The following is a 25,867-nucleotide window of genomic DNA, read 5'->3' on the forward strand; positions in this document are numbered from 1 at the left end:
CGCCTGCCCGAGGAGTAGTCGTTCGATGAGCGAGCACCGTCGCAAACCGCCACAGTCGCAGAGTGGTGGACGTGCCGCGGCCAGGCGAGTCGCCCAGCAGCCTCCCGGCCGCCGCGCAGCTCCCCCGCGAACCGCCACCGGGTCAGCTTCCGGTTCCTACGACGAGGAGGAGCGCCCCTACAGCGGTCGCGCCGAAGCCAGACGGGCTGCCCAGCGCAGCAGCGGCGGGCGCCGCCGAGCCGCCGAGGCAGCGGGCGGCCGCGGTGGGCGCCGGGGTGCCGGCGGTGGAGGCCGAGGCGGCCGCGGCGGCGGTGGAGGCAACCCGGAAGGCGGGCGTGACCGGGGGCCGCAGAAGAAGCGGTTCATCGACTACCCGCGCGCGAATCTGCACGGCTGGCGTCACTGGATGCCCTCGTGGAGGCTCGTGACCGGGCTCTTCGTCGGCTTCGTCGGCAGCATTCTGGCCGCGGGGACCATCGCGTACGCCATGGTCGGAATCCCGGACGCGAGCAAGACCTCGCAGGCGCAGAACAATGTCTACTACTGGTCCGACGGCAGTCAGATGGTCGCCACGGGTGGCGAGATCAACCGGCAGATCGTGCCGCTCTCGCAGATCCCCAGCGCGATGCAGAACGCCGTTGTCTCCGCCGAGAACAAGTCCTTCTACAAGGACAAGGGCATCGACCCCATGGGTATCGGGCGTGCCGTGTTCAACATGGCGAAGGGCGGCCAGACCCAGGGTGGCTCGACGATCACCCAGCAATATGTGAAGAACTCGCGGCTCGGCCAGGAGCAGACGTTCAGTCGTAAGTTCAAGGAATTGTTCATCTCCATCAAAGTCGGCGCCACGATGGATAAGAGCGACATCATGGGTGACTATCTCAATACGTCGTACTACGGGCGGGGTGCGTATGGGATCCAGGCCGCGGCCCGTACGTATTTCGGGGTGGACTCCGAAAAGCTCAATCCGAGCCAGTGCGCGTTCCTCGCCACGCTGCTGAAGGGTGCCAGCTACTTCGACCCGGCAGGTGCGGTCGAGATCGACCCCGCGGCGACTCCGAAGGCCAACCTCCAGCGGGCCACCGACCGCTGGGGGTGGATTCTCGACGAAATGGTCAAGGACGGCCGTCTTTCTGCTGCCGAGCGGGCGAAGTACAAGATTTTCCCGAAGGTCGACCCGCCGAAGAAGAATGCTCAGCTGGGCGGTCAGACCGGATATCTGGTGGACCTCGCGAAATCGTATTTCGTCAACAACAACAAACTGGGCATTACGGCCGATGACCTCGCAAAGGGCGGCTACCAGATCCACACGACCTTCGACAAGAAGAAGGTCAAGGAGCTTGAAGCCTCTGTCGAGAAGGTCCGCAAGGCGAAGATCAAGCCCGGCCAGCGGCCGAAGACGGACACGCACGTGCAGTTCGGCGGTGCGTCGGTGAACGCACAGACCGGCGCCATCGCGGCCATCTACGGTGGCGAGGACGCGACGAAGCACTACATGAACAACGCCGACTACACCGGAGCCCAGGTGGGCTCGACCTTCAAGCCCTTCGTGCTGGCGGCCGCCCTGGAGTACGGGAAGCGCAACCCGGGCCTCGGTAAGGACCAGCCCGACTCGGACCGCACGCTCGTCTCGCCCAAGAGCCTCTACAGCGGTCAGAACGATCTGAAGATCCGAAACTACGACGGCAGCGTATGGACGAACAAGGAGGGCGAGGAGTGGCTTCAGGAGAACGACGGCAAGGACTCCGTCGGCCTGGCTCCTGACTACCGCATTGACCTGCGTGAGGCGATGAGGGAGTCCGTCAACTCCGCGTACGTCCAGCTCGGCATGGATGTCGGCACCGACAAGGTGCGCCAGGCGGCCATCGCTGCCGGTCTGCGCGACGACAAGCAGAGCATGGCCAGCTCCGACTACCCCTCCTTCTCCATCGGTACCTCCAGTCCCAGCGCGATCCGGATGGCCGGTGCCTACGGCACCTTCGCCAACAACGGGCGGCAGAACGAGCCGTTCTCCGTAACCAAGGTCACGAACAAGGGCGGCACGGTCTACCAGCACAGGCAGGTGGAGAAGTCGGCGTTCTCGACGGCCATCGCCAGCAATGTCACCGATGTGCTGAAGACCGTGGTCGACAAGGGCACCGGAACCGCAGCCCGGATTTCCGGACGCCAGGTCGCGGGCAAGACCGGAACCACCGACGGCAACAAGTCGGCCTGGTTCATCGGGTACACCCCGCAGCTCTCCACCGCCATCGACATGTACCGCTTCGACGACAACGCGAAGGGCAAGAACCGCCAGTTCGAGGAGATGTACGGCACCGGCGGCGAGAAGCAGATCCACGGTGCTTCCTTCCCGGCGCAGATCTGGCACAGCTACATGGCGCAGGCGCTCAGCAATACACCGGCCACGGCGTTCCCGGCACCCGAGCCGATCGGAAAGGTCGTCTACGGCAGTGGTGTCGCGAGCCCGAAGCCGACGCCGGTCAAGACGCCTTCGCCGACCCCGTCACCGTCGTCTCCGTCGCCCAGCCCGTCCGACACGCCCTCCACGTCGCCCTCCCCCACCGAGTCCTGCAACAAGTGGAAGGACTGGACCTGCGGGCAGGACGGGGGTGCCGACGCGGGTACGGACAACGGAGGGACCGACGGGGGCCCCAGCCCGACTCCCAGCGACAGTTCCGGCACCGGCGGGCAGCCGGGAGGGACCGGCGACGACGGCGGCGGTGGTCTGTTCGGCGGACCTGATGGCTGACCGTCCCTGAGCCCGGTCAGCTGATCCGGACTCCCCGCACAACACGAGGGCCGTCACAGCTCACTGGCTGTGGCGGCCCTCCGCGCGGGCACAGCCGCGTACGGCAGGATGTGGGCCATGACGAGTGCGCACGAGGACCGGCCCGCACTGAAGACCGCAGAGCCCGTGGTGCGGCCGACTCAGCAGGACGAGACCGCTGCGGCGGGCAGCGAACTGATCGGGGGCCCAGCCGGGCGCTGGGCTCGGGCCGGCGGGGGGAGGATCACACCCGTACGCGTCATCGCCCTGGTGGCGATCGGCATGTTCGCTCTCGGCATGGTGCAGAAGATGCCCTGCTACGACTGGGGGTGGTTCCAGGGGGCAACATCCCAGTACAACCACGCCTGCTACTCGGACATCCCGCATCTCTACGTCGGACGCGGTTTCGCCGACGATCTCGTCCCGTACTTCGACCGCATCAACGGCGACATGTCGTACCTCGAATACCCGGTGCTCACCGGGCTGTTCATGGAAGTCGCCTCCTGGCTCACTCCGCACGGCGGCGCCATCCAGCATCGCGAGCAGATCTACTGGATGGTCAACGCGGGCATGCTGATGGTCTGCACAGCAGTCATCGCTGTCTGCGTGACCCGCACGCACCGGCGCCGGCCCTGGGACGGTCTGCTGGTGGCCCTGGCACCCGCATTCGCACTCACCGCCACCATCAACTGGGACCTCTTCGCGGTCGCCCTCACTGCTGCGGCGATGCTGATGTGGTCGCGGGGGCGTGCGCTCGCCTTCGGTGTCCTCATCGGTCTCGCGACTGCCGCCAAGCTCTACCCCGTGCTGATCCTCGGCCCGCTTCTCGTCCTGTGCTGGCGCGCCGGAGTGTGGCGGGAGTACGGGCGGGCCGTGTTCGGTGCCGCGGCGTCCTGGCTGGTAGTGAACCTGCCTGTCATGCTGCTGGCCCCCGAGGGGTGGAAGAAGTTCTACACGTTCAGCCAGGAACGGAACGTCGATTTCGGTTCCTTCTGGCTGATCATCACCCAGCGCACCGGCAAGCCCCTCGATGTGGGAAACGTCAACACCTGGGCGATGCTGCTCATGATCGTGGCGTGCGGCGGGATCGCGGCCCTCACCCTGACCGCCCCGCGTCGTCCGCGCTTTGCGCAGCTCGCCTTCCTGGTCATCGCCGCATTCATCCTCACCAACAAGGTCTACTCACCGCAGTACGTTCTGTGGCTGATCCCGCTCGCGGCCCTCGCCCGGCCGCGCTGGCGGGACTTCCTCATCTGGCAGGCCTGTGAAGTCATGTACTTCCTGGGCATCTGGATGTACCTCGCATACACGATGAGCGGCGACAAACCCAAGGGACTGCCGCCCGAGGGTTACCAGTTCGCCATCGCCCTGCACTTGCTCGGGACGCTCTACATCTGCGCGGTGATCGTGCGGGACATCCTCATGCCGGAGCGCGACGGCGTACGCAGGGACGGCTCGGACGATCCGTCGGGAGGCGTGCTGGACGGCGCGGAGGACGTGTTCGTGCTCGGCGCGGCCGCGCGTCCGGCGCGGCACGCCGCCCACTCCTACGAGGACGCCCAGGTCGTGTGGGGCAGCGGCACGGCGCGCGAACAGCCCGAGTAGGGCGAACGGACGGAGAGCCACCCGTGGCCGACACGCGATGGAGGCGGGAACCGGGGGTACCGGTTCCCGCCTCCATCGCGATGCCGCCTCAACCGCCCCTGCGGGCTGTTCCGGCGTCGCTGCTGCCGAACCCGGTGACCGACCGGGCGCCCGGGACGGGACGGTTCAGTGATCGACGAGTCGGTCGAACTGGGTGGTGGTGTGCCGCAGATGGGCCACCAGCTCGTCCCCCACCTTCGGTTCCTGAGCATCCGAAGGGACGAACAGGATCGACACCTGCATGTGCGGCGGTTCCGCGAACCAGCGCTGCTTGCCGGCCCACACGAACGGGGAAAGGTTCCGGTTCACTGTGGCCAGGCCGGCGCGCGCTACACCCTTCGCGCGCGGCATCATCCCGTGCAGGGCCTTCGGTGCCTCCAGCCCCACCCCGTGCGACGTCCCTCCGGCGACCACGACCAGCCATCCGTCCGAAGCGGTCTTCTGCTGCCGGTAGCCGAAACGGTCGCCCTTCACGACCTGGGTGACGTCCAGGACGGAGCCGCGGTACTGCGTCGCTTCGTGGTCGCCCAGCCACAGCCGCGTACCGATCCTGGCGCGGAAGCGCGTCTGGGGGAACTGCTGCTGCAGCCGCGCCAGTTCCGCCGACTTCAGGTGGCTCACAAACATGGTGTGCAGGGGCAGCCGTGCGTTGCGCAGCCTGTCCATCCAGGCGATGACTTCCTCGACCGCGTCGGAACCGTCCATCCGGTCCAGGGGGAGGTGGAGCGCGAACCCCTCCAGGCGTACGTCGTCGATCGCGGCGTGGAGCCGGCCGAGGTCGGCCTCGGAGACGCCGTGGCGCTTCATCGAGCTCATGCACTCGATGACCACGCGTGCGCCGACCAGCGCGTGCACGCCGTCGACGGACGAGACGGAACGGATCACGCGGTCCGGCAGCGGCACCGGCTCCTCACCGCGGCGGAACGGTGTGAGGACCAGCAGATCACCACCGAAGGAGTCCTTCATCCGGGCGGCTTCGTAGGTGGTGCCGACGGCGATGATCTCGGAACCGAAGCGTGTCACCTCGTCGGCGAGCCGGCCGTGGCCGAAGCCGTAGCCGTTGCCCTTGCAGACCGGAACGATCCCGGGGAACTGGTCGAGCACGGACTTCTGGTGCGCCCGCCAGCGCGCGGTGTCGACATACAGGGTCAGCGCCATGGCCGGACCGGAACCTTTCTCGGAGCTGCGGTGTATCAGAGGTATGAACGGAACGAGCGGTACAAACGGAACGAACGGACTGAGCGGAACGAACGGACTGACGAACCTGCCGGAGAGCGGGGCCGCCCTCAGGCCCGTGCGGCGGCCCGTGAACCCGCCGGACGACGGAGCGCCGAGCGGGATGCGGGAACCATCATCACCCTTAACGGCGCGACATGTAGATATCGAGAGCCTTGTGGAGCAGCTTGTTGAGCGGGAAGTCCCACTCGCCGATGTACTCCACGGCCTCGCCGCCGGTGCCCACCTTGAACTGGATCAGGCCGAAGAGGTGGTCGGTCTCGTCCAGCGAGTCGGAGATGCCCCGCAGGTCGTAAACGGTGGCGCCCATGGCGTAGGCGTCCCGCAGCATCCGCCATTGCATGGCGTTCGAGGGCCGCACCTCCCGCTTGTGGTTGGCGGACGCCCCGTAGGAGTACCAGACGTGGCCGCCGACGATCAGCATGGTGGCCGCGGCGACGTTCTCACCGTCGTGTCGGGCGAAGTACAGCCGCATCCGGTTGGGGTCCTCGGTGTTGAGGACCGACCACATGCGCTGGAAGTACGAGAGTGGGCGAGGCCGGAAGTGATCACGCTCAGCGGTGATCTCGTAGAGTCGCTGCCACTCGGCCAAGTCCCCGTAGCTGCCCTGGACGACCTCGACACCGGCCTTCTCGGCCTTCTTGATGTTGCGTCGCCACAGCTGGTTGAAGCCCTTGAGGACGTCGTCGAGCGAGCGGTTGGCCAGCGGGACCTGGAAGACGTAACGCGGCTGCACGTCGCCGAAGCCGGCGCCACCGTCCTCGCCCTGCTGCCAGCCCATCTTCCGCAGACGGTCGGACACTTCGAACGCGCGTGGCTCGATGTGTGTCGCCTCGACGTCACGCAGCCGCTTCACGTCCGGGTCCTGGATACCCGACTTGATCGCTGCCGCATTCCACCGGCGGATGACCACCGGCGGCCCCATCTTCACCGAGAACGCGCCCTGCTCCTTGAGGTGAGCCAGCATCGGCTGGAGCCACTCGTTGAGGTTCGGGGCGTACCAGTTGAGAACCGGGCCCTCGGGGAGATAGGCGAGGTAGCGCTTGATCTTGGGGAGCTGCCGGTAGAGCACAAGGCCGGCGCCGACCATCTGGCCGTCCCCGTCGAACCAGCCGAGGCTCTCCGAGCGCCACTCCGTCTTCACTTCCGCCCATGCGGGGACCTGGCAGTGACTCGCCGCGGGCAGGCTCTGGATGTACGCCAGATGCTGCTCGCGGCTGATGGTCCTCAGGGTCAGGCTCATGCGGGGCGCTCCTCGGCAGGCGTGTCCCCATGGGTTCAGGGGCGTCGGCTCTCCCGCCGAAGCCTACTGCGGCCGTGGAGCGCCCCGACTGGCCGTATCGGACAAGTGGCGCAGCGGCCGTCAGCCGCCCACCACGCCGCCGAACAGCCCGCCGTGCGCCATGCCGATGTAGAAGCCCACCGCAGCGGCACCGATCCCGAGAATCACGATGAACCGTTCACGCGTCGTGATCGAGATGAACATCCCGTAGGCGCCCGTCAGGATCCCGGCCAGCCCCGCCCAGGAGCTCAGCAGATGCAGATTGTTGAAACCGGACGTGATGAGGGCCAGCAAGCCGAGCACCAGGGTCACCACGACCAGGGCGTCTTCCAGCGGGTGAGGCTTGCCGTCCGAGGCGAAGAGAGCGGCGACGGGATTGTGTCGCGCCGCAGGGTTGTGTCGCGCTGCCTGAGCCATCAGGCACCTCCTGGCATAAGGCGGCGCACTGTAACGCCGCTCACATCCCACACCTAGAGAGTCTGCCCTGTGACCGCCGGATTTCAACCGGAAGCGGGTGTGCGGGTAGTCTGTAGGGTCTGCACCGGTGTCTGTCCAGGCCAGTGAACGGTCCCTTCCCCTGTGAAAGTGGATTGTCAGTGGCTCCCGATACCGTTGCGTACGCATCACGACCCTCCTGCCACGGAACGACCGTGGCCGCTGAGTCCAAAGGAGGTGGGTTCCACATGCGTCACTACGAAGTGATGGTCATCCTCGACCCCGAACTCGAGGAGCGCGCTGTCTCGCCGCTGATCGAGAATTTCCTCTCCGTCGTCCGTGAGGGCGAAGGAAAGGTTGAGAAGGTCGACACCTGGGGCCGTCGTCGTCTCGCTTACGAGATCAAGAAGAAGCCCGAGGGCATCTACTCGGTCATCGACCTGCAGGCCGAGCCTGCGGTCGTCAAGGAGCTCGACCGCCAGATGAACCTGAACGAGTCGGTCCTCCGGACCAAGGTCCTCCGCCCCGAGACCCACTGAGCATCTAGCTCAGCAGTCATCGGGTCCGAGTAGCACCAAGCAGCCAAGCAATCCCCGCCGAGAGGTTCACCCATGGCAGGCGAGACCGTCATCACGGTCGTCGGCAATCTCGTCGACGACCCCGAGCTGCGCTTCACCCCGTCCGGTGCGGCGGTCGCGAAGTTCCGTGTCGCGTCCACTCCCCGCATCTTCGACAAGCAGACCAATGAGTGGAAGGACGGCGAAGGCCTGTTCCTCACCTGCTCGGTCTGGCGTCAGGCGGCGGAGAACGTCGCGGAGTCGCTTCAGCGAGGCATGCGCGTCGTCGTGCAGGGCCGGCTGAAGCAGCGGTCCTACGAGGACCGTGAGGGCGTCAAGCGCACGGTCTACGAGCTGGACGTCGAGGAAGTCGGCCCCAGTCTCAAGACGGCCACGGCCAAGGTCACCAAGACCACCGGTCGAGGCGGTCAGGGCGGCCAGGGTGGCTACGGCGGTGGCGGCGGCCAGCAGCAGGGCGGTGGCAACTGGGGCGGAGCCCCCAGTGGAGGCCAGCAGGGCGGTGGCGGTGCACCCGCCGACGACCCGTGGGCCTCCAACGCGCCGGCCGGTGGTGGCCAGCAGCAGGGCGGGGGCGGCTGGGGCGGAAGCTCCGGTGGTTCCGGCTCTGGCGGTGGCTACTCGGACGAGCCGCCCTTCTAGGGCAGCTCGTACCCCACTTCTTGATCACACAGGAGAAACACCATGGCGAAGCCGCCTGTGCGCAAGCCTAAGAAGAAGGTCTGCGCTTTCTGCAAGGACAAGACCCAGTACGTGGACTACAAGGACACGAACATGCTGCGGAAGTTCATTTCCGACCGTGGCAAGATCCGTGCCCGCCGCGTTACCGGCAACTGCACGCAGCACCAGCGTGACGTCGCCACGGCTGTCAAGAACAGCCGTGAGATGGCGCTGCTGCCCTACACGTCCACCGCGCGATAAGGGAAGGGTGACCGAAAAATGAAGATCATCCTCACCCACGAGGTCGCTGGCCTCGGTTCCGCCGGCGACGTCGTTGACGTCAAGGACGGCTACGCCCGCAACTACCTGGTCCCGCGTGGTTTCGCGATCCGCTGGACCAAGGGTGGCGAGCAGGACGTGGCGCAGATCCGCCGCGCCCGTAAGATCCACGAGATCGCGACCATCGAGCAGGCCAATGAGGTCAAGGCCAAGCTCGAGGGCGTGAAGGTCCGTCTGGCCGTTCGCTCCGGCGACGCCGGCCGCCTCTTCGGTTCCGTCACCCCGGCTGACATCGCCTCGGCGATCAAGGCTGCTGGTGGTCCCGTGGTCGACAAGCGTCGCGTCGAGCTCGGTTCGCCGATCAAGACCCTGGGCGCCCACCAGGTGTCCGTGCGTCTGCACGCCGACGTTGCCGCGAAGCTCGGCATCGAGGTCGTTGCCGCGTAACGGCTGCACACGGCAGAGCAAGGAAAGGGTCGTCTCCTTCGGGGGGCGGCCCTTTCGCCGTTTCACGTGAAACAGCGTCTTCACGTGTACCCCGTCGTCACGTATCCCCGTCTTCGCCTGCATCCCGACTTCAGGTGAGGCACCAAGCGGCAGTCCGACTGAGCTTGCCCGGCGAGTCCGCTGGTTCTTGCTCGCGGTATCCACCCGGGGGAGTCCGGCTCGCGGCCCGGGTGCGTCCTGCTCGTGGTGATCACCTGCGATTCCGGGGCGCGGGAAACCGGCCTGTGAAGGTCAGGCCGGCGAAGTTCAGGTCAGCGGGTCCAGGTCTGTGAAGTTCACGTCTGTGAAGTTCACGTCTGTGGAATTCCGGCAGGGCGGTGCAGCATGGAGTTCAGCGGGTGGCACCAGTGACGATCCAGCGACCCGAGCGGGCCCGGAACCAGAGGGTCACCATGCGGATCGCCATCATCAGGGCCATCGTCCACCACAGCGCGGTCAGCCCGCCGCCCAGCGCCGGGACCAGAAGGGCCGCGGGAGTGAACACTGCCAGGGTGACGACCATGGCCCAGGCCAGGTATCGCCCGTCGCCCGCACCCATCAGTACACCGTCCAGTACATAGACGATTCCGCAGATCGGCTGGGCGACCGCCACAACGAGCAGAGCGGGCAGCAGAACGCCCCGTACCGCCTGGTCGCCGGTGAACAACGGGACGAACAGCGATCGGGATGCCACGACCAGCACGCCCAGCACCACCCCTGAAGCAATGCCCCACTGCACCATGCGCCGACAGGCTTCTCTTGCTCCTTGCGCGTCTCCGGCCCCCAGGTAGCGGCCGATGATTGCCTGCCCTGCGATGGCGATGGCATCCAGGGCGAACGCCAGCAGGCTCCAGAGGGAGAGCACGATCTGGTGTGCGGCCACATCGGTGTCGCCCAGGTGGGCAGCCACAGCGGTCGCGGTCATCAGCACGGCTCGCAGCGAGAGCGTACGTACCAGCAGCGGCACCCCTGCCTGGGCGCACGCCCGTATGCCCGCGGTATCCGGGAGCAGTGAGGCGCCGTGCTGACGCGCCCCGCGTACTACCACCACCAGATAGAAGGCGACCATGCCGAACTGGGCAATCACCGTGCCCCAGGCAGAACCGGCGATGCCCAGACCGGCTCCGTACACGAGCGCCGCATTGAGCACTGCGTTGGCGGCGAAACCTCCGATCGCGACGTACAGCGGGGTCCTGGTGTCCTGAAGGCCACGCAGCACGCCGGTTGCCGCCAGTACGACCAGCATCGCGGGGATGCCGAGGCTGGAGATCCGTAGATAGGTAACCGCGTACGGTGAGGCATCGGCCGATGCCCCGAAGAGCCCGACCAGCCAGGGGGCAGTGGGCAGGACGACAGCGATGACGAGGGCGCCGAGCAGCAGGGCGAGCCAGATGCCGTCCATGCCCTGGCGGATCGCGGCCTGCAGATCCCCGGCGCCGACCCGCCGTGCGACAGCTGCTGTCGTGGCGTACGCGAGGAAGACGAAGATGCTGACGGCTGTACTCAGCAGGGCTGCCGCCACCCCCAGACCCGCCAGCTGACGGGTTCCGAGATGGCCGACGATGGCGCTGTCGACCATGACGAAGAGGGGCTCGGCGACCAGTGCGCCGAACGCGGGCACGGCCAGCGAGACGATCTCCCGGTCGTGCCGTCGGCGACTGGGTTTGGGTGCCGTGGGGGCCTCTGTCATGAGGGACAATCTAATCTTCCACAGGTAAGAGATGCAATAGACCTAAGACCCTTACAGGATGTGCGGTTCCGGTCTGGGCTGTGCGTCGTTTGTCGCGATCTTGGTCCAGTCGGAAAAGTTTTTCTCTCCCACAGCCAGTGGACGGTGAACGAGCAGGTCAGGTGGGTGCTCGAAGAGGTGGTATGAGTTTGTCCACAGCGCTGTCCCCCGACCCGTGCACAGGTTTTGGCGAGTTACCCACAGGCTGCGGTCCGTCACCCACAGGGCCTGTGGATAACAAGATTGGCTGACGGTGTCTGCGGGCCTACCGTGGACCGTCGCCCGACGCGCCGTTCTCGGAGTCGGGCCCCTTGTTTGTCGGTGCCGTGCCGTAAGAAAGAGTCGCACGGCTAGGTCCGCGGAGCGGACGGGAGGAGGTGGCCCGGTGAGCATTCCCGAGCCCTTGGACGACCCCTGGGCTGAGAGCAGTCCGGGTGACCGTCTGCCCGTCTCCCGGCAGCGCCGCGGTGACGGTGCCGGAGGCCGTGAACAGCACGACCGGGGCCGCGAGAACGGCTCCTGGGACGGTGGGTCCCCCGCGTTCGAGCGGGTACCCCCGCAGGACATCGACGCCGAACAGTCCGTCCTGGGCGGCATGCTGCTCTCCAAGGACGCCATCGCCGACGTCGTCGAGGTCATCAAGGGCCAGGACTTCTACCGCCCCGCACACGAGACCGTCTACCAGGCAATTCTCGATCTCTACGCGAAGGGCGAGCCTGCCGACCCGATCACGGTCGCTGCCGAGCTGGTCAAGCGCGGCGAGATCAAGAAGGTCGGCGGAGCTCCCTATCTGCACACTCTCGTCCAGTCGGTTCCGACAGCCGCCAACGCCGAGTACTACGCAGAGATCGTCCATGAGCGAGCGGTGCTGCGCAGGCTCGTAGAGGCCGGCACGAAGATCACGCAGATGGGATACGCGGCGGACGGCGACGTCGACGAGATCGTCAACTCCGCCCAGGCCGAGATCTATGCCGTCACCGAACAGCGCACGTCCGAGGACTATCTGCCGCTCGGCGACATCATGGAGGGCGCACTCGACGAGATCGAAGCGATCGGTTCGCGCAGTGGCCAGATGTCCGGAGTGCCGACCGGCTTCACGGACCTGGACGCCCTGACCAACGGTCTGCACCCCGGCCAGATGATTGTCATCGCGGCCCGCCCCGCCATGGGTAAGTCGACGCTGGCCCTGGACTTCGCACGAGCCTGTTCCATCAAGGCCGCGCTGCCGAGCGTGATCTTCTCGCTCGAAATGGGCCGCAACGAGATCGCGATGCGCCTGCTGTCGGCGGAGGCGCGGGTTGCGCTTCACCACATGCGGTCGGGTTCCATGACGGACGAGGACTGGACGCGGCTGGCACGGCGGATGCCGGACGTCACGGCCGCTCCGCTCTTCATCGACGATTCGCCGAACCTGTCGATGATGGAGATCCGGGCGAAGTGCAGGCGGCTCAAGCAGCGCCAGGATCTGAAGCTGGTCGTGATCGACTATCTGCAGCTGATGCAGTCCGGCGGTTCGCGGCGCCCGGAGAGCCGCCAGCAGGAGGTCTCCGACATGTCGCGAAACCTCAAGCTGCTGGCGAAGGAGCTCGAGGTTCCGGTCATCGCGCTCTCGCAGCTGAACCGTGGCCCCGAGCAGCGTACGGACAAGAAGCCGATGGTGTCCGACCTGCGTGAATCGGGCTCGATCGAGCAGGATGCCGACATGGTGATCCTGCTCCACCGGGAGGACGCCTACGAGAAGGAATCCCCGCGTGCGGGTGAGGCCGACCTGATTGTGGCCAAGCACCGTAACGGCCCGACGGCGACGATCACGGTCGCGTTCCAGGGCCACTACTCGCGGTTCGTGGACATGGCACAGACCTGATTCAGACCTTGTAGGTCTCAGATCCAGCGTCATAACCTCTGGGTCAACTGCATATGGATGGCATTTATGCAGCCATCATGAGACCCACAGCTCGGCGGAGCCTTCGCTCTTCCGAGTGAGGAAAGCGCCGACTCTCCACGCGGCGAGCGAGCGCTGCACCGGAGCGGTCCGTTGTCAGTGGCTGCTGGGACCCTCCCGGCATGCACTCCCACTCACTCCGCTTTGCCCAGGCGACCACCGCGCAGGACATCGACCAAGACCGGTGCCAGGCCCTCATCAACTGCTGGATCGATGTCTCTAACGCTGGCGGCGCTGCTGGCTTCCCGTTCCCTCCCATCGACGAAGGGGATGCGGCCCCGGCTCTTGAGGCCATCGTCGAAAGCCTCGCCCCCCGAACCAACCACCTTCTGATGGCTCTGGACGATGACGAACTGGTGGGCTGGCTCAACGTTCGTCGCGATGCCTACGCCCTCATCGCCCACTGGGGAACGCTGCATCACGTTCAAACCCACACCAGCAGACGTGGGCAGGGGATCGGCAGCGCCTTGGTGAAGGAGGCTCATCGCATGGCGCGTGCGGAAATGGGCCTTGAGCAACTGCACCTGGCTGCACGCGCTGGAGAGGGGCTGGAGACCTTCTACGAAAGCCTCGGCTGGAAGGAGATCGGGCGCTGGCCAGGAGCCCTCCGCTTCGGGTCCGGCGACGATCGCGACGAAGTGCTCATGCTCGTCGATCTCTGATCTGAGGAAATGACACGTCCTGAGACTGCAGCTGAACGACACGACCTGAGACAGCCAGGAACTCGCTGGTCAGAGATGTGCTCCATGACACGAGCTGCGAGATCCTACAGACCTGTGCAGGGTCCTAAATTTCTCGGCACAGTCAGCTCCGATGCCATATCGGCGGCACTTATGCCGTCTCCGTGAGACTTGCTGGTCGAGGCCGCCACCTTTTCGAGTGACGGAGGCTCTGGAGTAATCCGCCCGACGATGCGGCGCTGACACCCTTGGCTACATGGGCTATTGCCCGTGGGCTGGGGGTGTGGGGTGGTCAGTGCGGCTGTGACCCACACCCCACAAGATTTCTCTTCGCCCCCGCGGCGGTGGAAGCCACAAGACCGCCCGGCAGGTGACCTCGCAGGCGGCCAGCACTCCCACAATTCTGCGCAAGGCCCTCACCGGCGCCTTCGCCCGGCAGCGACTCGAACGCTTCGCGGCCGCGTCGTCCTACCCCACGCTCGGTGAGGCGGCCAAGGCCCTGAGCATCCACCGGTCGGCCCTGGTGATCAGATCAATCGCCTTGAACGTGACCTCGGGAAGACGCTGTTGGAACGTGGGAACGTGGCCGGGTCATGAAACTGACCTCCTTCGGCAGGAAGGTCGTGGCGGCCATCTGCACGAGGTTGAGTCAGCCTTGAGGCTGAGCGTCATCCGCTGCGAACTGCGAGCCGATGTTGTTCCACATGAAGCCGTCTTTCCAGCCCGTCTTGTTGGCCGCCCAGCTGAGCATGGCGGTCAGCACCTTCTCCTGGGAGATGGTTCGCGTCTGATAGTGCTCGGCCGCTATGCCGTCCCGGAATTCGAGTTGGTACGTGTTGTCGTCGCGCAGCAGTACCTGGACATACCAACTGCCGTCCGTGTCCTCCTCCACGCGCTCCAGGACCAGATGCGCGTTCCCGCGCTGGAGGTTGGCCACCATCCGGCCTATCGCCGGCTTCGTGGGCCTCTTCACCACCCACCCCGCCTCATCAGTTGCAATCAGCATGGCCCCGATCCTCCAACATGGCTCTGACACTGCCCCAGCGAGCAGGCACAGATCATCGCAGCGGGCAAGGTTGTCGCGGACCTGTCGTGGACAACAGCTGATGTGCATCCGGGGCGGGACAGCCCTCATCTGGGTTCCGCCGGTTTCCGGGGGGTGAGAAGGCCGCGGTTGAACGCCTCGGCCACGGCTGCCGCGCGGTCGCTGACGCCGAGCTTGCCGTAGACGTTCAGCAGATGGGTCTTCACCGTCGCCTCGCTGATCAGCAGGCGGGCCGCCACCTCACGGTTCGTGGCCCCGGCCGCCACCCACTTCAGGACCTCCTGCTCCCGCTGGCTGAGCAGTCCGGGGCCGGGCGCCCGGACCTGGTTCATCAGCCGGGCCGCGACCGAGGGCGAGAGCACCGCTTCGCGGTTGGCGGCAGCGCGCACTGCCCGCAGCAACTCGTCCCGGGGCGCGTCCTTGAGAAGGTAACCGGTCGCTCCCGCCCCGATGGCCGGGAGGACGTAACTGTCGGAGTCGTACGTGGTCAGGACCAGTACCCGGGCGGTACTGCCCGCCTTGGCCAGTTCGCTGATGGCGGTCGCGCCGTCCATGCAGGGCATACGCAGATCCATCAGGATGACGTCCGGGTCGAGGCTCCTGGCCAACCGGACCGCCTCACTGCCGTCCGCCGCTTCACCCACGACCTCGAACGCCGGGTCGGCGGCGAACATGCCGCTCAGGCCGTCCCGGACCACGGGGTGGTCGTCGGCGATCAGCAGCCTGATCGGGGCCGGGGCCGGGGCGGTCATGCGCGGACCTCCTCTGCTCCGTGCGGCACTCGGGCGGAGACCGTCGTCCCCGATCCCGGTGCCGATTCGACCCGTAAGGTGCCGGACAGCTCCTCGATCCGCTCCCGCATCGCCTTCAGCCCGAATCCGCCGCCGGCCGCGGCGGCGGGCCCTGTGCCGGCCGGCCCCGGACCGGCCGTGACCGGGCCAGGAGGGACTGCGGCGGCTGTGACCGGTGCGGCCGTGCTGGGGGCGGGTGTGCGGGCGGGGGATGTCTCGAACCCGCGGCCGTCGTCCTGCACGTCCAGGGTGACCTCGTGATCCAGGTAACCGAGAGCCAGGGAGACGGTGGCGGCCCGCGCGTGCCTGGCTACGTTGGCCAGTGCTTCCTGCGCCGCCCGCAGGAGGGCCAGTTCGGCTTCAGGCTGCATCGGGCGGGCCGGGCCTGTGGTGGTGACCTGGACGGTCACGCCGTGCAGGGCGGACCAGCGTTCGGCGACCCCTGCCAGGGCTTCCGCCAGCCCGGCGGTCTCCAGCGACTGCGGCCGCAGCGCGTCCACGGACCGCCTGGCCTCGGTCAGGCCTTCCCTGGCCATCTGTGTCGCCGCCGCGAAATGCTGCCGCCACCGGTCGGGGGCGCCGCTGAACTGCTCGGCGGCCTGCAACTGGGTGACGACCCCGATGAAGCCCTGAGCCAGCGTGTCGTGGATCTCCCGCGCCATCCGCTGCCGTTCGTCGAGGACCCCGGCCTGCCGGGCCTGGACCAGCAGTCGCTGGTGCAGCCCGGCGTTCTCGGCCAGCGTCGCCTGCAGTCGTCGGTTCGCTTCCCGTGCCTGCTCCAACGCCGTCTCCCGTTGCTCGCTCTTCCGGTCGGAGTCCCACTCCCACCAGGCCAGTCCGCACATGCCGATCGCGTTGGCGGCGAGCACTACGGCGAAGGCGGCCCAGCCGGCGGCGCTGTCCTTGGGAATCGCGTCGGCCTGGGCCGTCCCCGACTCCAGGGCGACCGTAGCGACCGCCGGAAGCCGCCACGGCCAGGGCAGTAAGCCGAAGGAGCAGAAATATCCGGCTGGCGTGAGCAGCCCGAACCACGGATCCCGGACGACGAGGACGCCGATGAGCACGATCAGCGCGCCGACGAACAGCTTCATCCCGCCGTCCTGCCCCCACCAGTCGGGGTGCAGGGAGAACATCCACAGCATCCACAGGGCGGTAACGGCGCCCAGACCGAGGTCGATGAAAAGGGAGCGTCCCGTCCCGCGCGTGATGATCAAGGTAACGGCACCGAGGGCGGCCAGGATCGCGCAGGGCACGACCGCCACCAGCGGAGACAACCGTTCTCCCGGGCCGCCGTTCCGGGCGGGCCATTGCGGCATGCTCATGAGTCCCCCCGGGTCGTATTCACTCCCAGCGGAACAATCTCACCGCGCCCGCACCGAAGACAACGGCGTACGCGGTCAGAGTGATGAGCTGGAGTGGATGGGGCGAGTGCCCCTCGGTCGCGTCGGTCAGCGCCTGTACGGCGGCCCCCAGGGGTGTTGCCCGGCTGATGTGCCGAAGAAGCTGAGGCATGGCGGCGATCGGGAGGAACAGCCCGCCGAAGAACATCATGACGTAGAACAGGGTCGCGCCCACGGCGCCTGCGATCCGGCCGTTGGGCGAGGCTGCGGCGACGAACAGGCCGATCGCGATGAGAGCGAGCGCCGTCAGCACGATGCTGATCAGGTATCCGCCCGGCCGACGCGGCAGCACCACCCCGAAGGCGAGCCGGGCCACCAGGAGCACGGCGGCCACGGAGACGGCCGCGGTCGCCAGACTGACGATCAGCTGGGCGGCCAGGACCCTGCCCGGCCCGACGGGGGTTGTCCGCAGGCGGCGCAGTACACCTTTTTCCCGGTAACCGGCCAGCACCTGGGGCATGACGTTGAAGGACAGCGTGGTCAGGACGAGAGCAGCCAGGATCGGGACGTAGAGGTCGAGCAGGGTGAAGCCCCCGAAGTTGTGCCGGTGTTCGTTGTAGAAGGGAATGTTGCCGAAGGCGGTCAGCAGCGCCAGCGGCAGTCCGATCGCGAAGAACGGGCCCGCCTTCTCCCGTACGAACAGCTTCAGTTCAGTGAGCGTGAGCTCTCCCAGCACGGAGCCCCGGCCCGCCGTGTGACTCACAGGTCCGTCCGGGGCCCTGGCTGAGGTACTGACCGACATGATGTGTTCCTCCTGCTTGGGCTGCATGGGCTGCTCGACTTGCTCGGCCTGCTGGGTCTTGATCGCCCGGTAGGGGACTGATGGCGGGACAGCCCTCAGCCTTCGGCGCCATGTGCTCCGGTGGCGGCGTGGCTGCCGGTCAGCGCGACGAAGGCGTCCTCCAGGCTGGGCTGTTCGACCCGCAGGTGCTCCGCCACGATGTCGTTGCGGGCCAGTACGGAGGTGATCGCGTGGAGGGCGTTGCCGGTACCGGTGACCACCACCAGATCGCCCCGGCGGGTCATGCTGGTGACATCGGGCAGGCTGGTCAGCAGGCCGTCGTCGAACGGAACGGATGGCCGGAACTGGATACGCCGGCCGTCCCTGACCTGTTCGGTCAGGGCCTGCGGGCTGTCCACCGCGACGACACGGCCACGGTCGATCACCGCCACCCGGTCACACAGCCGTTCGGCTTCCTCCATGAAGTGGGTGACCAGCATGATCGTCACTCCCCGGGAACGGACGTCCTGGATCAGGCCCCAGGTGTCACGGCGGGCCTGCGGGTCCAGCCCGGTGGTGAGTTCGTCCAGGACCGCCACCTGCGGACTCCCGATCAGGGCGAGCGCGATGGAGAGCCGCTGTTTCTGGCCGCCGGACAGCTTGGCGCACGGGGTCCGGCGCTTGTCGGCCAGACCGAGCACGTCCATCAGAACCTGCCGGTCGGCCGGCTTCCGGTAGAACGAGCTGTACAGCCGGAGCGCCTCACCGACCCTCAGCCGGTCGGGAAGCTGTCCGTCCTGGAGCTGAACCCCGAGGCGCTGCGTCAGCTCGGCGTGATCGCGCCGTGGGTCGAGCCCGAGCACCCTGATCTCGCCCCGGTCGGCCGTCCGCAGTCCTTCGACGCACTCCACCGTGGTCGTCTTGCCGGCGCCGTTCGGGCCGAGGATCCCGAAGATCTCGCCCTGCTCCACGGAGAACGAGACATCGTCGACAGCCACGTCGGCCCCGTAGCGTTTGTGCAGGTGCCGCACCTCGATGACCGCTGGCATAGCTGGCGTCCCTTCCGGCTTTCCGGTTCCGGAGGACCTCCGGAACGCTGACATCAGCGTGGCAGCGACCGGGCCCCGGCCGGCATCGGCCGTCCGGCCCTGTTCCGCGGACACCGGCCGGTCAGCCGGACGACTCAGCCTCATCAACCGATCGGCTGATGAGGGCCGCCCGGAGCCCCCGGGCTCCGGCCGGTACGCGGCCGGGCAGCCCCGCTCCTCCCCGCCTCTCACCGGCCCCTCGCCCCGGAAAGCAGCGGCCGGACATGCCAGTGCCCCGGCGCCGATGGGGCGCCGGGGCACTGCCGGAGAGGTGGCCGGGGTCAGCGCACCGTCACGGTGAACACGGGGGAGGCGGTGTTCCCGTTGACGACGCGCAGCTGGTTCTTGCCCTTGAGGCCGAGCTTGACCCCCAGCGAGTAGGAGCCACTGCGGGTGGTGGGAGCGGAGGCGGGCAGGGTGACCCACTTGCTGCCCTGCTTCTGCTGCAGGGTCACTTTGGTGCCCGACTTGAGGCCGGCCGTTGTGCCGGTTACCCGGAACAGCTGCCATGCCTTGACCGAGTTCACCGAGGGCTTCGCGGTGATGCCGGCCTTGGCGGCGGCGGCCGTCTGCGTACCGGACGGGATGGGTGTGCCGGGCGCGGCGGCCATGGCCGCGGTACCCGCAAGGGCGACGGTTGCGGCGGCGAGCGTGCTCACGGCCGCGATACGCAGGGAGTGCCGCTTGGTGACGATCATGATCGTTCCCCTCGGTAGAGATCTCTGATTTCATACCAAAGCCAGAAAAATGGCATTGGCATGTGGTCTCAGCTGAAAGGACGGTGTACTGCCCTCATGCGTTGTTGGCGTCGTGTCACCGTCCTGTAACAGGGCTTTTCTCCCACGGAACAGTGGATCGTCCCGCTGTGCGCGCATCCGGGTCACGCGGCGAGGGGCACCGCCCGGCCGTACGAGGCGTGGCGCCCCCGCCGTCGTCCCGCGCCGGCCCTGGTGCGGTCGACGGGTGGGGGGTTCGTCGGGTAGGTCTCGGACCATGACTTCTTCAGATCCCCGCCTGGATGCTGTGCCGGGCCCCGTGCCGGATTCGGTGCCGGACTGCTTCGCGGAACTGCTTCCCACCACCCGGCGGGCGCTCCTGCACCGCGTCGCCACCGCACAGGCCGAGGGCCGTGCGCCATCGCTGGTGGGGGCGGTGATGCGCGACGGACGGATGGTGTGGTCGGGGGCGCGCGGTGGCGTGGACGGCCATGCGCCGGATGCGAACACGCAGTACCGGATCGGCTCCATCACCAAGCCGTTCACCGCGGTCGCGGTGATGCGGCTGCGCGACGAGGGGCTCCTCGACCTGGCGGACCCGCTGGAGAAGCACCTCCCGGGCACCGGTGTCGGCGAGGTGACGATCGCTCAACTGCTCAGCCACACCGCGGGCCTGGCGGCGGAGACCCCCGGCGCGTGGTGGGAGCGGTCGTCGGCCGCGCTGCGTCCCGGTCTGCCGGATGTGCTCGGGGATCGGCCGCAGCCGCATCCCGCAGGACGGCGCCACCACTACTCCAACCCCGGGTACACGCTGCTGGGCGCGGTGGTGGAGGCGCTGCGCGGGGCGCCGTGGGCCGACGTGGTGCGGCGCGAGATCTGCGTACCGCTGGGCATGGACCGTACAGGCGCCCGGCCGCAGGCACCGCACGCCGGTGGATGGGCGGTGCATCCATGGGCGGATGTGCTGCTGCCGGAGCCGGCCGAGGACCTGGGGCTGATGGCGTCGGCCGGCCAGCTGTGGTCGACAGCAGCCGATCTGTGCCGCTTCGCCGCCTTCCTGGCGGAGGGTGATGACCGGGTGCTCGGTGCGGAGACCGTGCGGGAGATGCGTGCGCCGGCGGCCCCGCCGGAGACGGGCGACTGGGACGGCGGATACGGCCTCGGCATCCAGCTCGCACGGCGCGACGGCCGGACACTGGCCGGGCACAGCGGCTCGCTGCCGGGATTCCTGGCCGGGCTGTGGGTGAGTGTGGCGGACGGTGTGGCGGCTGTGGTCCTCGCGAACGTCACATCGGGTGTCCTGCCGGGGCAGGTCGCCGCCGACCTGCTGCGGATCGTGGCCGATGCGGAGCCAGCGGTTCCGCAGCCCTGGCGCCCGCTGCCGGAGGCTGATCCCGGCCTGCTCGAACTGGCGGGCCCCTGGTACTGGGGAACATCGGTGAGCGCTCTGCGGCTGATGGCGGACGGCGGGGTGCAGTTCGGCCCACTGGCCGGCGGAGGGCGCCGGTCAAGGTTCCGTGCGGAGCGGGACGGCAGCTGGACAGGACTCGACGGCTACTACGCGGGCGAGACACTGCGGGTCGTGCGGCGGGACGGTGAGGTGAGCCATCTGGACCTGGGCTCCTTCGTCTTCACCCGCCGGCCTTACGACCCGGGGGCGGCGGTGCCGGGCGGCGTCGACGAGGACGGCTGGCGCGGGTCGCGGTAGGGGCCGGTCGCGGCAGTTGCCGGGAGCCGGGCTCCCGGCAGCGCCGAACTGTCAGCTCGACAGTTCCCGCTCCAGCGGAGTCCGGAACCGTGGGGTGATCCGGGTGTCCCCCACCCACCCGGCGAGCCGCGCGGCCTCCGCCTCGACTGCCGTCGTGGCCGCCCGCCCCGGATCGGCCAGCAGGCGCCACACCACGTCGCCGTTCGCGCGCTGGGCCCAGCCGCCGACGATCCGCCCGTTCCACCACACGGTCGGGCCGATGTTGCCGGCGCGGTCGAAGAGCGCCGGGCGGTGTTCCGGGTCGAGGTGGAAGGAGCGGTCCGCCCAGCCCATGGCGCTGGGGTCGAGGCCGGGCAGCAGGGCTGCCCACGGTTCTGTTGCCGGTTCGGGGGCGGTGTCGCCGGGTGCGACGAAAGCGCGCGCCCCGTCGTCGAGCCGGACCTCCTCGGCGCCGGTCGCCGTGAGGGCCCTGCGGGTGTCCGTCAGAGTCCATCCCGTCCACCACTTGAGGTCGGCCTCCGTCGCGGGTCCGTACGAGAGCAGCCATCGGTGGGCCAGCGCGGCCTTGGCCTCGGGAACCGGGAGCGCGGGCCAGGGCGCCCCGGCGGTCCAGCGGAACTGGCTCGACGTCCAGGAGCCGCGCGGACGGTCGCGGCGGATCCGGCCGTCGGCGGCCAGCAGCCGGATGACCCGGCTGGTGACGCCCTGCACGGCCTCCCACTTCTTACCGGGGAAGACCGTGATCTTTTTGCGGAGGTCGGGCACCGCGGCGGAGAGTTCGCTGCCTGTGGAGGCGCCACGGGCGGCCAGCGCGGCCAGGGTCGCTTCCTCGGCGCCGGTGAGCCAGTGCTCGTCGAGGCCGCCGCCGTCCTCCGCGAGGTGTTTGAGGAACGTCCTGCGTTCCTTGGCCGCGATGGCGCGGGCCGTGGACGCGTCGACGCAGGGGGCCACATCCCGTGACATGGCGAAGAGCGTGTTGCGCAGCGAGAGCAGCCGGACGAGGGAGACGTCCTCGTACAGGGCGTGTTCGACGGCCGCGGCGCTCGCGTCGGTCAGTCGTGCGCAGACGGAGAGATAGAGGGTCGCCGCGTCGGTGGCGTGCAGGGCGACGACGGCGTCGGAGGCCTCGACGGGCGTCGCCGCCCGGACGCTGGGAGCGAGGCGGTGCCGCCGGCCCAGTCGGATGCGGCGCTCCTCGTTGCTGATCCGGTGCATGGCCGGTGTCTCCCTTATCGTTCCGTGGCTCTCCCGGTGCCAGGCTCTCCAGCGGTGCTGTGGCCCGCGGTCCGCACGGCCGGGGATGCCGGGGCGGGCCGGGTCAGAGCTGCAGTTTGAAGCCGAGGTGGCTGGCGGTGAAGCCGAGCCTCTCGTAGAACCGGTGGGCGTCGGTCCGGGTGGCGTCCGATGTGAGCTGGACCAACTGGCAGCCCAGGCCGCGGGATTCGTCGACGGCCCATTCGATGAGCCGGGTACCGAGGCCGCTGCCGCGTTCGTCGCCGTGGATGCGTACGCCTTCGATGATGGAGCGGGTGGCACCCCGCCGGGAGAGGCCCGGGACGACAGTGAGCTGGAGGGTGCCGACGACCCGGCCCTCGCGTACGGCGACGACCAGGTGCTGCTGCGGGTCGGCGGCGATCCGCCGGTGTGCGGAGGTGTACGGGCCGAGATCGTCCGGGGACTCACGCTGGGCGCCGAGGGGGTCGTCGGCGAGCATGGCCACGATGGCCGGGATGTCGTTCTCGTGCGCGGGGCGGATCTCCAGGTCGCTCATGGTGCGCAGATTACGCGGGCGCGGGCGGGGCCGGTCGCCGGGCCGGACGGGGCCGGCTGGTTGAGGCCTTCGACCGCGCGCACGAGCGGGGCGAGCTCCGGGTCGGCCGACGCTTCGTCGAGAGCTTCGCGCAGCGCGGCGGAGTTGGTGGGGCGGGCCGCCTCCAGGAGCGCGAGGCCGGTATCGGTGACGTCGGTGTAGACGCCCCGGCGGTCGGTGTCGCAGAGGTAGCGGGTGAGGAGCCCGCGGCCCTCCTGGCGGGTGACGAGGCGGGTGGTGGCGCTCTGGCTGAGGACCACGGCGTCGGCGACCTGCTTCATCTGGAGGTGGCCGCCGGGTCCGTCGTGCTGGCGGCTGAGGATGTCGAGCAGCGAGTACTCGCGCACGCTGAGCCCGTGGCCGTGCTGGAGGGCCTTTTCGGTGTGGGCCTCGATGCGGCTGTGCAGCAGGGAGAGAGCGCACCAGCTCTGGGAGAGCGCGGTGAGTGCGGGATCGGTCGCTGCCATGGGTGATCTCCTCGGTCGTCCTGCCCGTCGCCGCCGTGGCTCCGGCCCCTTTGCCCGCCGTCACTCGGTCGGCCCCGCCCGGCGCCGGGCCGCCGGCCGCTCTGCCGTCGTCCGGCACTCCGGGCGGGTTAACACCAGGATAGGGGTCGGCCAGCGATAGTCGGCGCTTGCAATTAATAAGCGCCTGCAAGTATTGTCCCTGCGTGTAAGGCGCTCATGCAAGCAGCAGTCCTGCTTCGTCCCGGAAGGTGAAACCCATGCCACTCGCGCTCATCGCCCTGGCCATTGGGGCGTTCGGAATCGGAACCACCGAGTTCGTGATCATGGGGCTGCTGCCGCAGGTGGCGGACACGTTCCAGGTCTCGATCCCCACGGCCGGGTTCCTGGTCACCGGCTATGCGCTGGGGGTGGTCGTGGGAGCACCGCTGATGACCGTCCTCGGCACTCGCATCCCCCGCAAGAAGATGCTGATGCTGCTGATGGGGCTGTTCGTCATCGGCAACGTGATCTCCGCGACCGCCCCGGTATTCGGTGTGATGCTCGCCGGGCGGATCGTCGCCTCGTTCGCGCACGGCGCGTTCTTCGGTATCGGCTCGGTCGTGGCAGCAGGTCTGGTGGCGCCGCAGAAGAAAGCCGGGGCCATCGCGATGATGTTCACCGGGCTGACCCTGGCCAATGTCATCGGTGTGCCACTGGGCACCCTCGTCGGCCAGGACATCGGCTGGCGGCTGACGTTCCTGCTCGTCGCCGCACTCGGCGTGGTCGGGCTGCTGGGCGTTGCCAGGCTCGTACCGGAGCAGCCCAGGCCCGAGGGCGTCCGGCTGCGGCATGAGATCGCCGCCTTCCGCAATGTGCAGGTGCTGCTCGCGATGGCGATGACGGTTCTCGGCTTCGGTGGGGTTTTCGCCGCGATCACCTACATCTCGCCGATGATGACCTCGGTTGCCGGGTTCTCCGGGTCCGGAGTCACCTGGCTGCTGGTGCTCTTCGGCCTCGGCATGGTCAGCGGCAATCTGATCGGCGGCCGCTTCGCCGACCGTGCACTGATGCCGATGCTGTACGTGTCGCTGGGCGGGCTGGCCCTGGTCCTGGCGCTGTTCACGCTGACTGCGCACGACCGGATCGCATCGGCGGTCACGATCTTCCTGATCGGTGGTCTCGGGTTCGCGACCGTCCCACCCCTGCAGAAGAGGGTCCTCGACCAGGCTTCGGGGGCGCCGACGCTCGCATCCGCGGTCAACATCGGAGCCTTCAACCTCGGTAACGCGCTGTCCGCGTGGCTCGGCGGCATCGTCATCGCCGCGGGCCTCGGCTACACCGCCCCCAACTGGGTGGGCGCCGTTCTCGCCGCGTCCGCGCTGGTCCTCGCCCTTGTCTCCAGCACGCTCGAGCGCCGCAGCGGCTCTTCTGCCAACCGGATCGTCGCCGGGGCGGCACCGGCTGAACCGCTGGCGCGGACAGAGCAGCCGTCGGAAGTACCCCTGAACCGGTGAACGGTGGCCGCTCCTCCGATGCTGCGGGAACCGACAGCACCGAAGGGCGGCCGTCAGCCAGCCGCGACGGTCAGGGGCGCGAAGCGGCGGGTCCAGTCACCCGGCAGATCGGCGATCGAACGCGTCATCACGGTGTTGGAGCTCGTCGTCTCCAGTCCCCTGGCCCTGACCCAGTCGAGGAGCTCCTCATGCCGCACATCGATGTCGACGCGCAACGGACGGTCGGTGCCCGCCGCGAGCGAGGCGATCAGGGCTTGCGCGGTCGCGGTGTCACGGGCGATCAGCGGGCCGACCACGTCACTGTCCGTGCTGGGCCAGGCCGCGGTGTACCCGGTGAGGCCGTCGGCGTCCTCGGCCACCCGCAACTGGTCGGAGAAGGCGGGCAGCCGCGTGATCATGTGGGTGCGGTCCTCGCCGAAGACCTCATGGTCCAGGCGAAGTATCCCCGGCAGATCAGCGGCGGTGGCCGGGCGAGTGGCCGCCGCTGGTGCCTGGCCCAGCGGGTGGAAGCGTCCGCGGACCATCTCGGCGTGGCCGACGGCCTGGAAGCCGAGCTTCTCGTAGAGCGGCCGTCCGGTTTCGGTGGCGTACAGAGTGAGTGGGACGCTTCCGAACTCGGCGATCACATGGCTGAGCATGCGCCGCCCGACCCCCTGCCGCGCATGCTCCTCCGCAACCAGGAGCATGCCGATGGCCGCCAGCCCGGAGCCGTACACGGTGACGACACAGGCGGTCGCCAGGCCCTTGCCGTCCGGATCGTCGATTCCGTACCCCCTTCCTGCCGCGAGCAGGAGGCCCCACTTATGGTCGTCCCGCGGCCAGCCACGGCTCTCCGAGAGACCGACGCAGGAAGCGAGGTCCCCGGTGGTCAGGCGGCGGACGGGCAGCTCGTTGAGGGCGGAGGGCATGAAGG

The 25,867-nt window shown here is 68.3% G+C and carries 24 protein-coding genes; 10 read left to right on the forward strand and 14 right to left on the reverse strand.

The genetic code is table 11. The annotated features are described in order from the left end of the window. Positions 1–25 precede the first annotated feature (25 nt). Both OG584_RS17210 and OG584_RS17215 read left to right on the forward strand, forming a co-directional pair. Positions 26–2,749: a transglycosylase domain-containing protein gene (locus OG584_RS17210; protein WP_405778873.1), complete on the forward strand. Its 2,724-nt coding sequence runs from the start codon at positions 26–28 to the stop codon at positions 2,747–2,749. Between the two features lie 108 nt (positions 2,750–2,857). Further along, positions 2,858–4,372 carry a glycosyltransferase family 87 protein gene (locus tag OG584_RS17215; protein ID WP_405784120.1) on the forward strand — a complete coding sequence of 505 codons (1,515 nt, stop codon included), beginning with the start codon at positions 2,858–2,860 and terminating at the stop codon, positions 4,370–4,372. Positions 4,373–4,537: 165 nt separating this feature from the next. Here OG584_RS17215 and OG584_RS17220 read toward each other — a convergent pair whose 3' ends face one another. From OG584_RS17220 to OG584_RS17230, 3 genes are all read right to left on the reverse strand, one after another. Then, positions 4,538–5,569: an alanine racemase gene (locus OG584_RS17220; protein ID WP_405778875.1), complete on the reverse strand. Its 1,032-nt coding sequence runs from the start codon at positions 5,567–5,569 to the stop codon at positions 4,538–4,540. A gap of 202 nt (positions 5,570–5,771) precedes the next feature. Next, positions 5,772–6,890: a lipid II:glycine glycyltransferase FemX gene (locus tag OG584_RS17225; RefSeq protein WP_405778877.1), complete on the reverse strand. Its 1,119-nt coding sequence runs from the start codon at positions 6,888–6,890 to the stop codon at positions 5,772–5,774. A gap of 120 nt (positions 6,891–7,010) precedes the next feature. Next, a complete protein-coding gene (locus OG584_RS17230) occupies positions 7,011–7,346 on the reverse strand; it encodes a hypothetical protein (RefSeq protein ID WP_405778878.1) in 336 nt (111 codons plus the stop codon). Between the two features lie 266 nt (positions 7,347–7,612). Here OG584_RS17230 and rpsF point away from each other — a divergent pair, with 266 nt between their 5' ends. The 4 genes from rpsF (at position 7,613) to rplI (ending at position 9,325) form a co-directional block, all read left to right on the forward strand. Further along, on the forward strand, positions 7,613–7,903 hold the full coding sequence (gene rpsF / locus OG584_RS17235; RefSeq protein WP_405778880.1) for a 30S ribosomal protein S6: 291 nt from the start codon (positions 7,613–7,615) through the stop codon (positions 7,901–7,903). A gap of 72 nt (positions 7,904–7,975) precedes the next feature. Continuing rightward, positions 7,976–8,581, forward strand: a complete 606-nt coding sequence (locus OG584_RS17240) for a single-stranded DNA-binding protein (RefSeq protein WP_328328921.1) — start codon at positions 7,976–7,978, stop codon at positions 8,579–8,581. 42 nt (positions 8,582–8,623) lie between these two features. Continuing rightward, complete coding sequence (rpsR, locus tag OG584_RS17245) at positions 8,624–8,860, forward strand: 30S ribosomal protein S18 (RefSeq protein WP_003967857.1); 237 nt, start codon at positions 8,624–8,626, stop codon at positions 8,858–8,860. An 18-nt stretch (positions 8,861–8,878) separates the two neighbouring features. Continuing rightward, positions 8,879–9,325, forward strand: a complete 447-nt coding sequence (gene rplI / locus OG584_RS17250; protein ID WP_250302330.1) for a 50S ribosomal protein L9 — start codon at positions 8,879–8,881, stop codon at positions 9,323–9,325. Positions 9,326–9,716: 391 nt separating this feature from the next. Here rplI and OG584_RS17255 read toward each other — a convergent pair whose 3' ends face one another. Then, entirely contained in the window at positions 9,717–11,054 is a 1,338-nt protein-coding gene (locus OG584_RS17255; protein ID WP_405778882.1) for an MATE family efflux transporter, read from the reverse strand. A 442-nt stretch (positions 11,055–11,496) separates the two neighbouring features. On the opposite strand from OG584_RS17255, the gene dnaB reads away from it, so the two are divergent. Further along, positions 11,497–12,957, forward strand: coding sequence for a replicative DNA helicase (gene dnaB, locus OG584_RS17260; RefSeq protein ID WP_405784122.1), 1,461 nt, complete (start codon positions 11,497–11,499; stop codon positions 12,955–12,957). A gap of 200 nt (positions 12,958–13,157) precedes the next feature. Further along, a complete protein-coding gene (locus OG584_RS17265; protein ID WP_405778884.1) occupies positions 13,158–13,697 on the forward strand; it encodes a GNAT family N-acetyltransferase in 540 nt (179 codons plus the stop codon). A 667-nt stretch (positions 13,698–14,364) separates the two neighbouring features. Here the strand turns inward: OG584_RS17265 and OG584_RS17270 are convergent. From OG584_RS17270 to OG584_RS17295, 6 genes are all read right to left on the reverse strand, one after another. Then, positions 14,365–14,721 (reverse strand): hypothetical protein, encoded by a 357-nt coding sequence (locus OG584_RS17270; RefSeq protein WP_405778886.1) that lies wholly within the window; start codon positions 14,719–14,721, stop codon positions 14,365–14,367. A gap of 125 nt (positions 14,722–14,846) precedes the next feature. Continuing rightward, entirely contained in the window at positions 14,847–15,512 is a 666-nt protein-coding gene (locus tag OG584_RS17275) for a response regulator (protein WP_405778887.1), read from the reverse strand. After that, a complete protein-coding gene (locus OG584_RS17280; RefSeq protein WP_405778889.1) occupies positions 15,509–16,873 on the reverse strand; it encodes a sensor histidine kinase in 1,365 nt (454 codons plus the stop codon). The genes OG584_RS17275 and OG584_RS17280 overlap by 4 nt, the downstream gene beginning before the upstream one ends. 19 nt (positions 16,874–16,892) lie before the next feature. Then, entirely contained in the window at positions 16,893–17,693 is an 801-nt protein-coding gene (locus OG584_RS17285) for an ABC transporter permease (RefSeq protein WP_405778890.1), read from the reverse strand. Between the two features lie 95 nt (positions 17,694–17,788). After that, a complete protein-coding gene (locus OG584_RS17290; protein ID WP_405778892.1) occupies positions 17,789–18,721 on the reverse strand; it encodes an ABC transporter ATP-binding protein in 933 nt (310 codons plus the stop codon). Between the two features lie 320 nt (positions 18,722–19,041). Beyond that, entirely contained in the window at positions 19,042–19,458 is a 417-nt protein-coding gene (locus OG584_RS17295; RefSeq protein WP_405778894.1) for a hypothetical protein, read from the reverse strand. Positions 19,459–19,753: 295 nt separating this feature from the next. Here OG584_RS17295 and OG584_RS17300 point away from each other — a divergent pair, with 295 nt between their 5' ends. Then, positions 19,754–21,184, forward strand: a complete 1,431-nt coding sequence (locus OG584_RS17300) for a serine hydrolase domain-containing protein (RefSeq protein ID WP_405778895.1) — start codon at positions 19,754–19,756, stop codon at positions 21,182–21,184. Between the two features lie 51 nt (positions 21,185–21,235). On the opposite strand, the gene OG584_RS17305 is transcribed toward OG584_RS17300, so the two are convergent. The 3 genes from OG584_RS17305 to OG584_RS17315 all read right to left on the reverse strand — a co-directional run bounded on the left by OG584_RS17305 (position 21,236) and on the right by OG584_RS17315 (position 23,461). Continuing rightward, positions 21,236–22,399, reverse strand: coding sequence for a winged helix DNA-binding domain-containing protein (locus OG584_RS17305; protein ID WP_405778897.1), 1,164 nt, complete (start codon positions 22,397–22,399; stop codon positions 21,236–21,238). 103 nt (positions 22,400–22,502) lie between these two features. Then, on the reverse strand, positions 22,503–22,955 hold the full coding sequence (locus OG584_RS17310; RefSeq protein ID WP_405778899.1) for a GNAT family N-acetyltransferase: 453 nt from the start codon (positions 22,953–22,955) through the stop codon (positions 22,503–22,505). Beyond that, positions 22,952–23,461, reverse strand: a complete 510-nt coding sequence (locus tag OG584_RS17315; protein ID WP_405778901.1) for a MarR family winged helix-turn-helix transcriptional regulator — start codon at positions 23,459–23,461, stop codon at positions 22,952–22,954. The genes OG584_RS17310 and OG584_RS17315 overlap by 4 nt, the downstream gene beginning before the upstream one ends. Positions 23,462–23,718: 257 nt before the next feature. Between OG584_RS17315 and OG584_RS17320 the strand changes: the two genes are divergently transcribed. Continuing rightward, on the forward strand, positions 23,719–24,954 hold the full coding sequence (locus OG584_RS17320) for an MFS transporter (RefSeq protein ID WP_405778902.1): 1,236 nt from the start codon (positions 23,719–23,721) through the stop codon (positions 24,952–24,954). Positions 24,955–25,007: 53 nt separating this feature from the next. Here the strand turns inward: OG584_RS17320 and OG584_RS17325 are convergent, their stop codons facing one another. Continuing rightward, positions 25,008–25,862 (reverse strand): GNAT family N-acetyltransferase, encoded by an 855-nt coding sequence (locus OG584_RS17325; RefSeq protein ID WP_405778904.1) that lies wholly within the window; start codon positions 25,860–25,862, stop codon positions 25,008–25,010. Between the last annotated feature and the right edge of the window lie 5 nt (positions 25,863–25,867).

This window comes from Streptomyces sp. NBC_00859, assembly GCF_045161865.1.
Classification (GTDB): Bacteria; Actinomycetota; Actinomycetes; order Streptomycetales; family Streptomycetaceae; genus Streptomyces.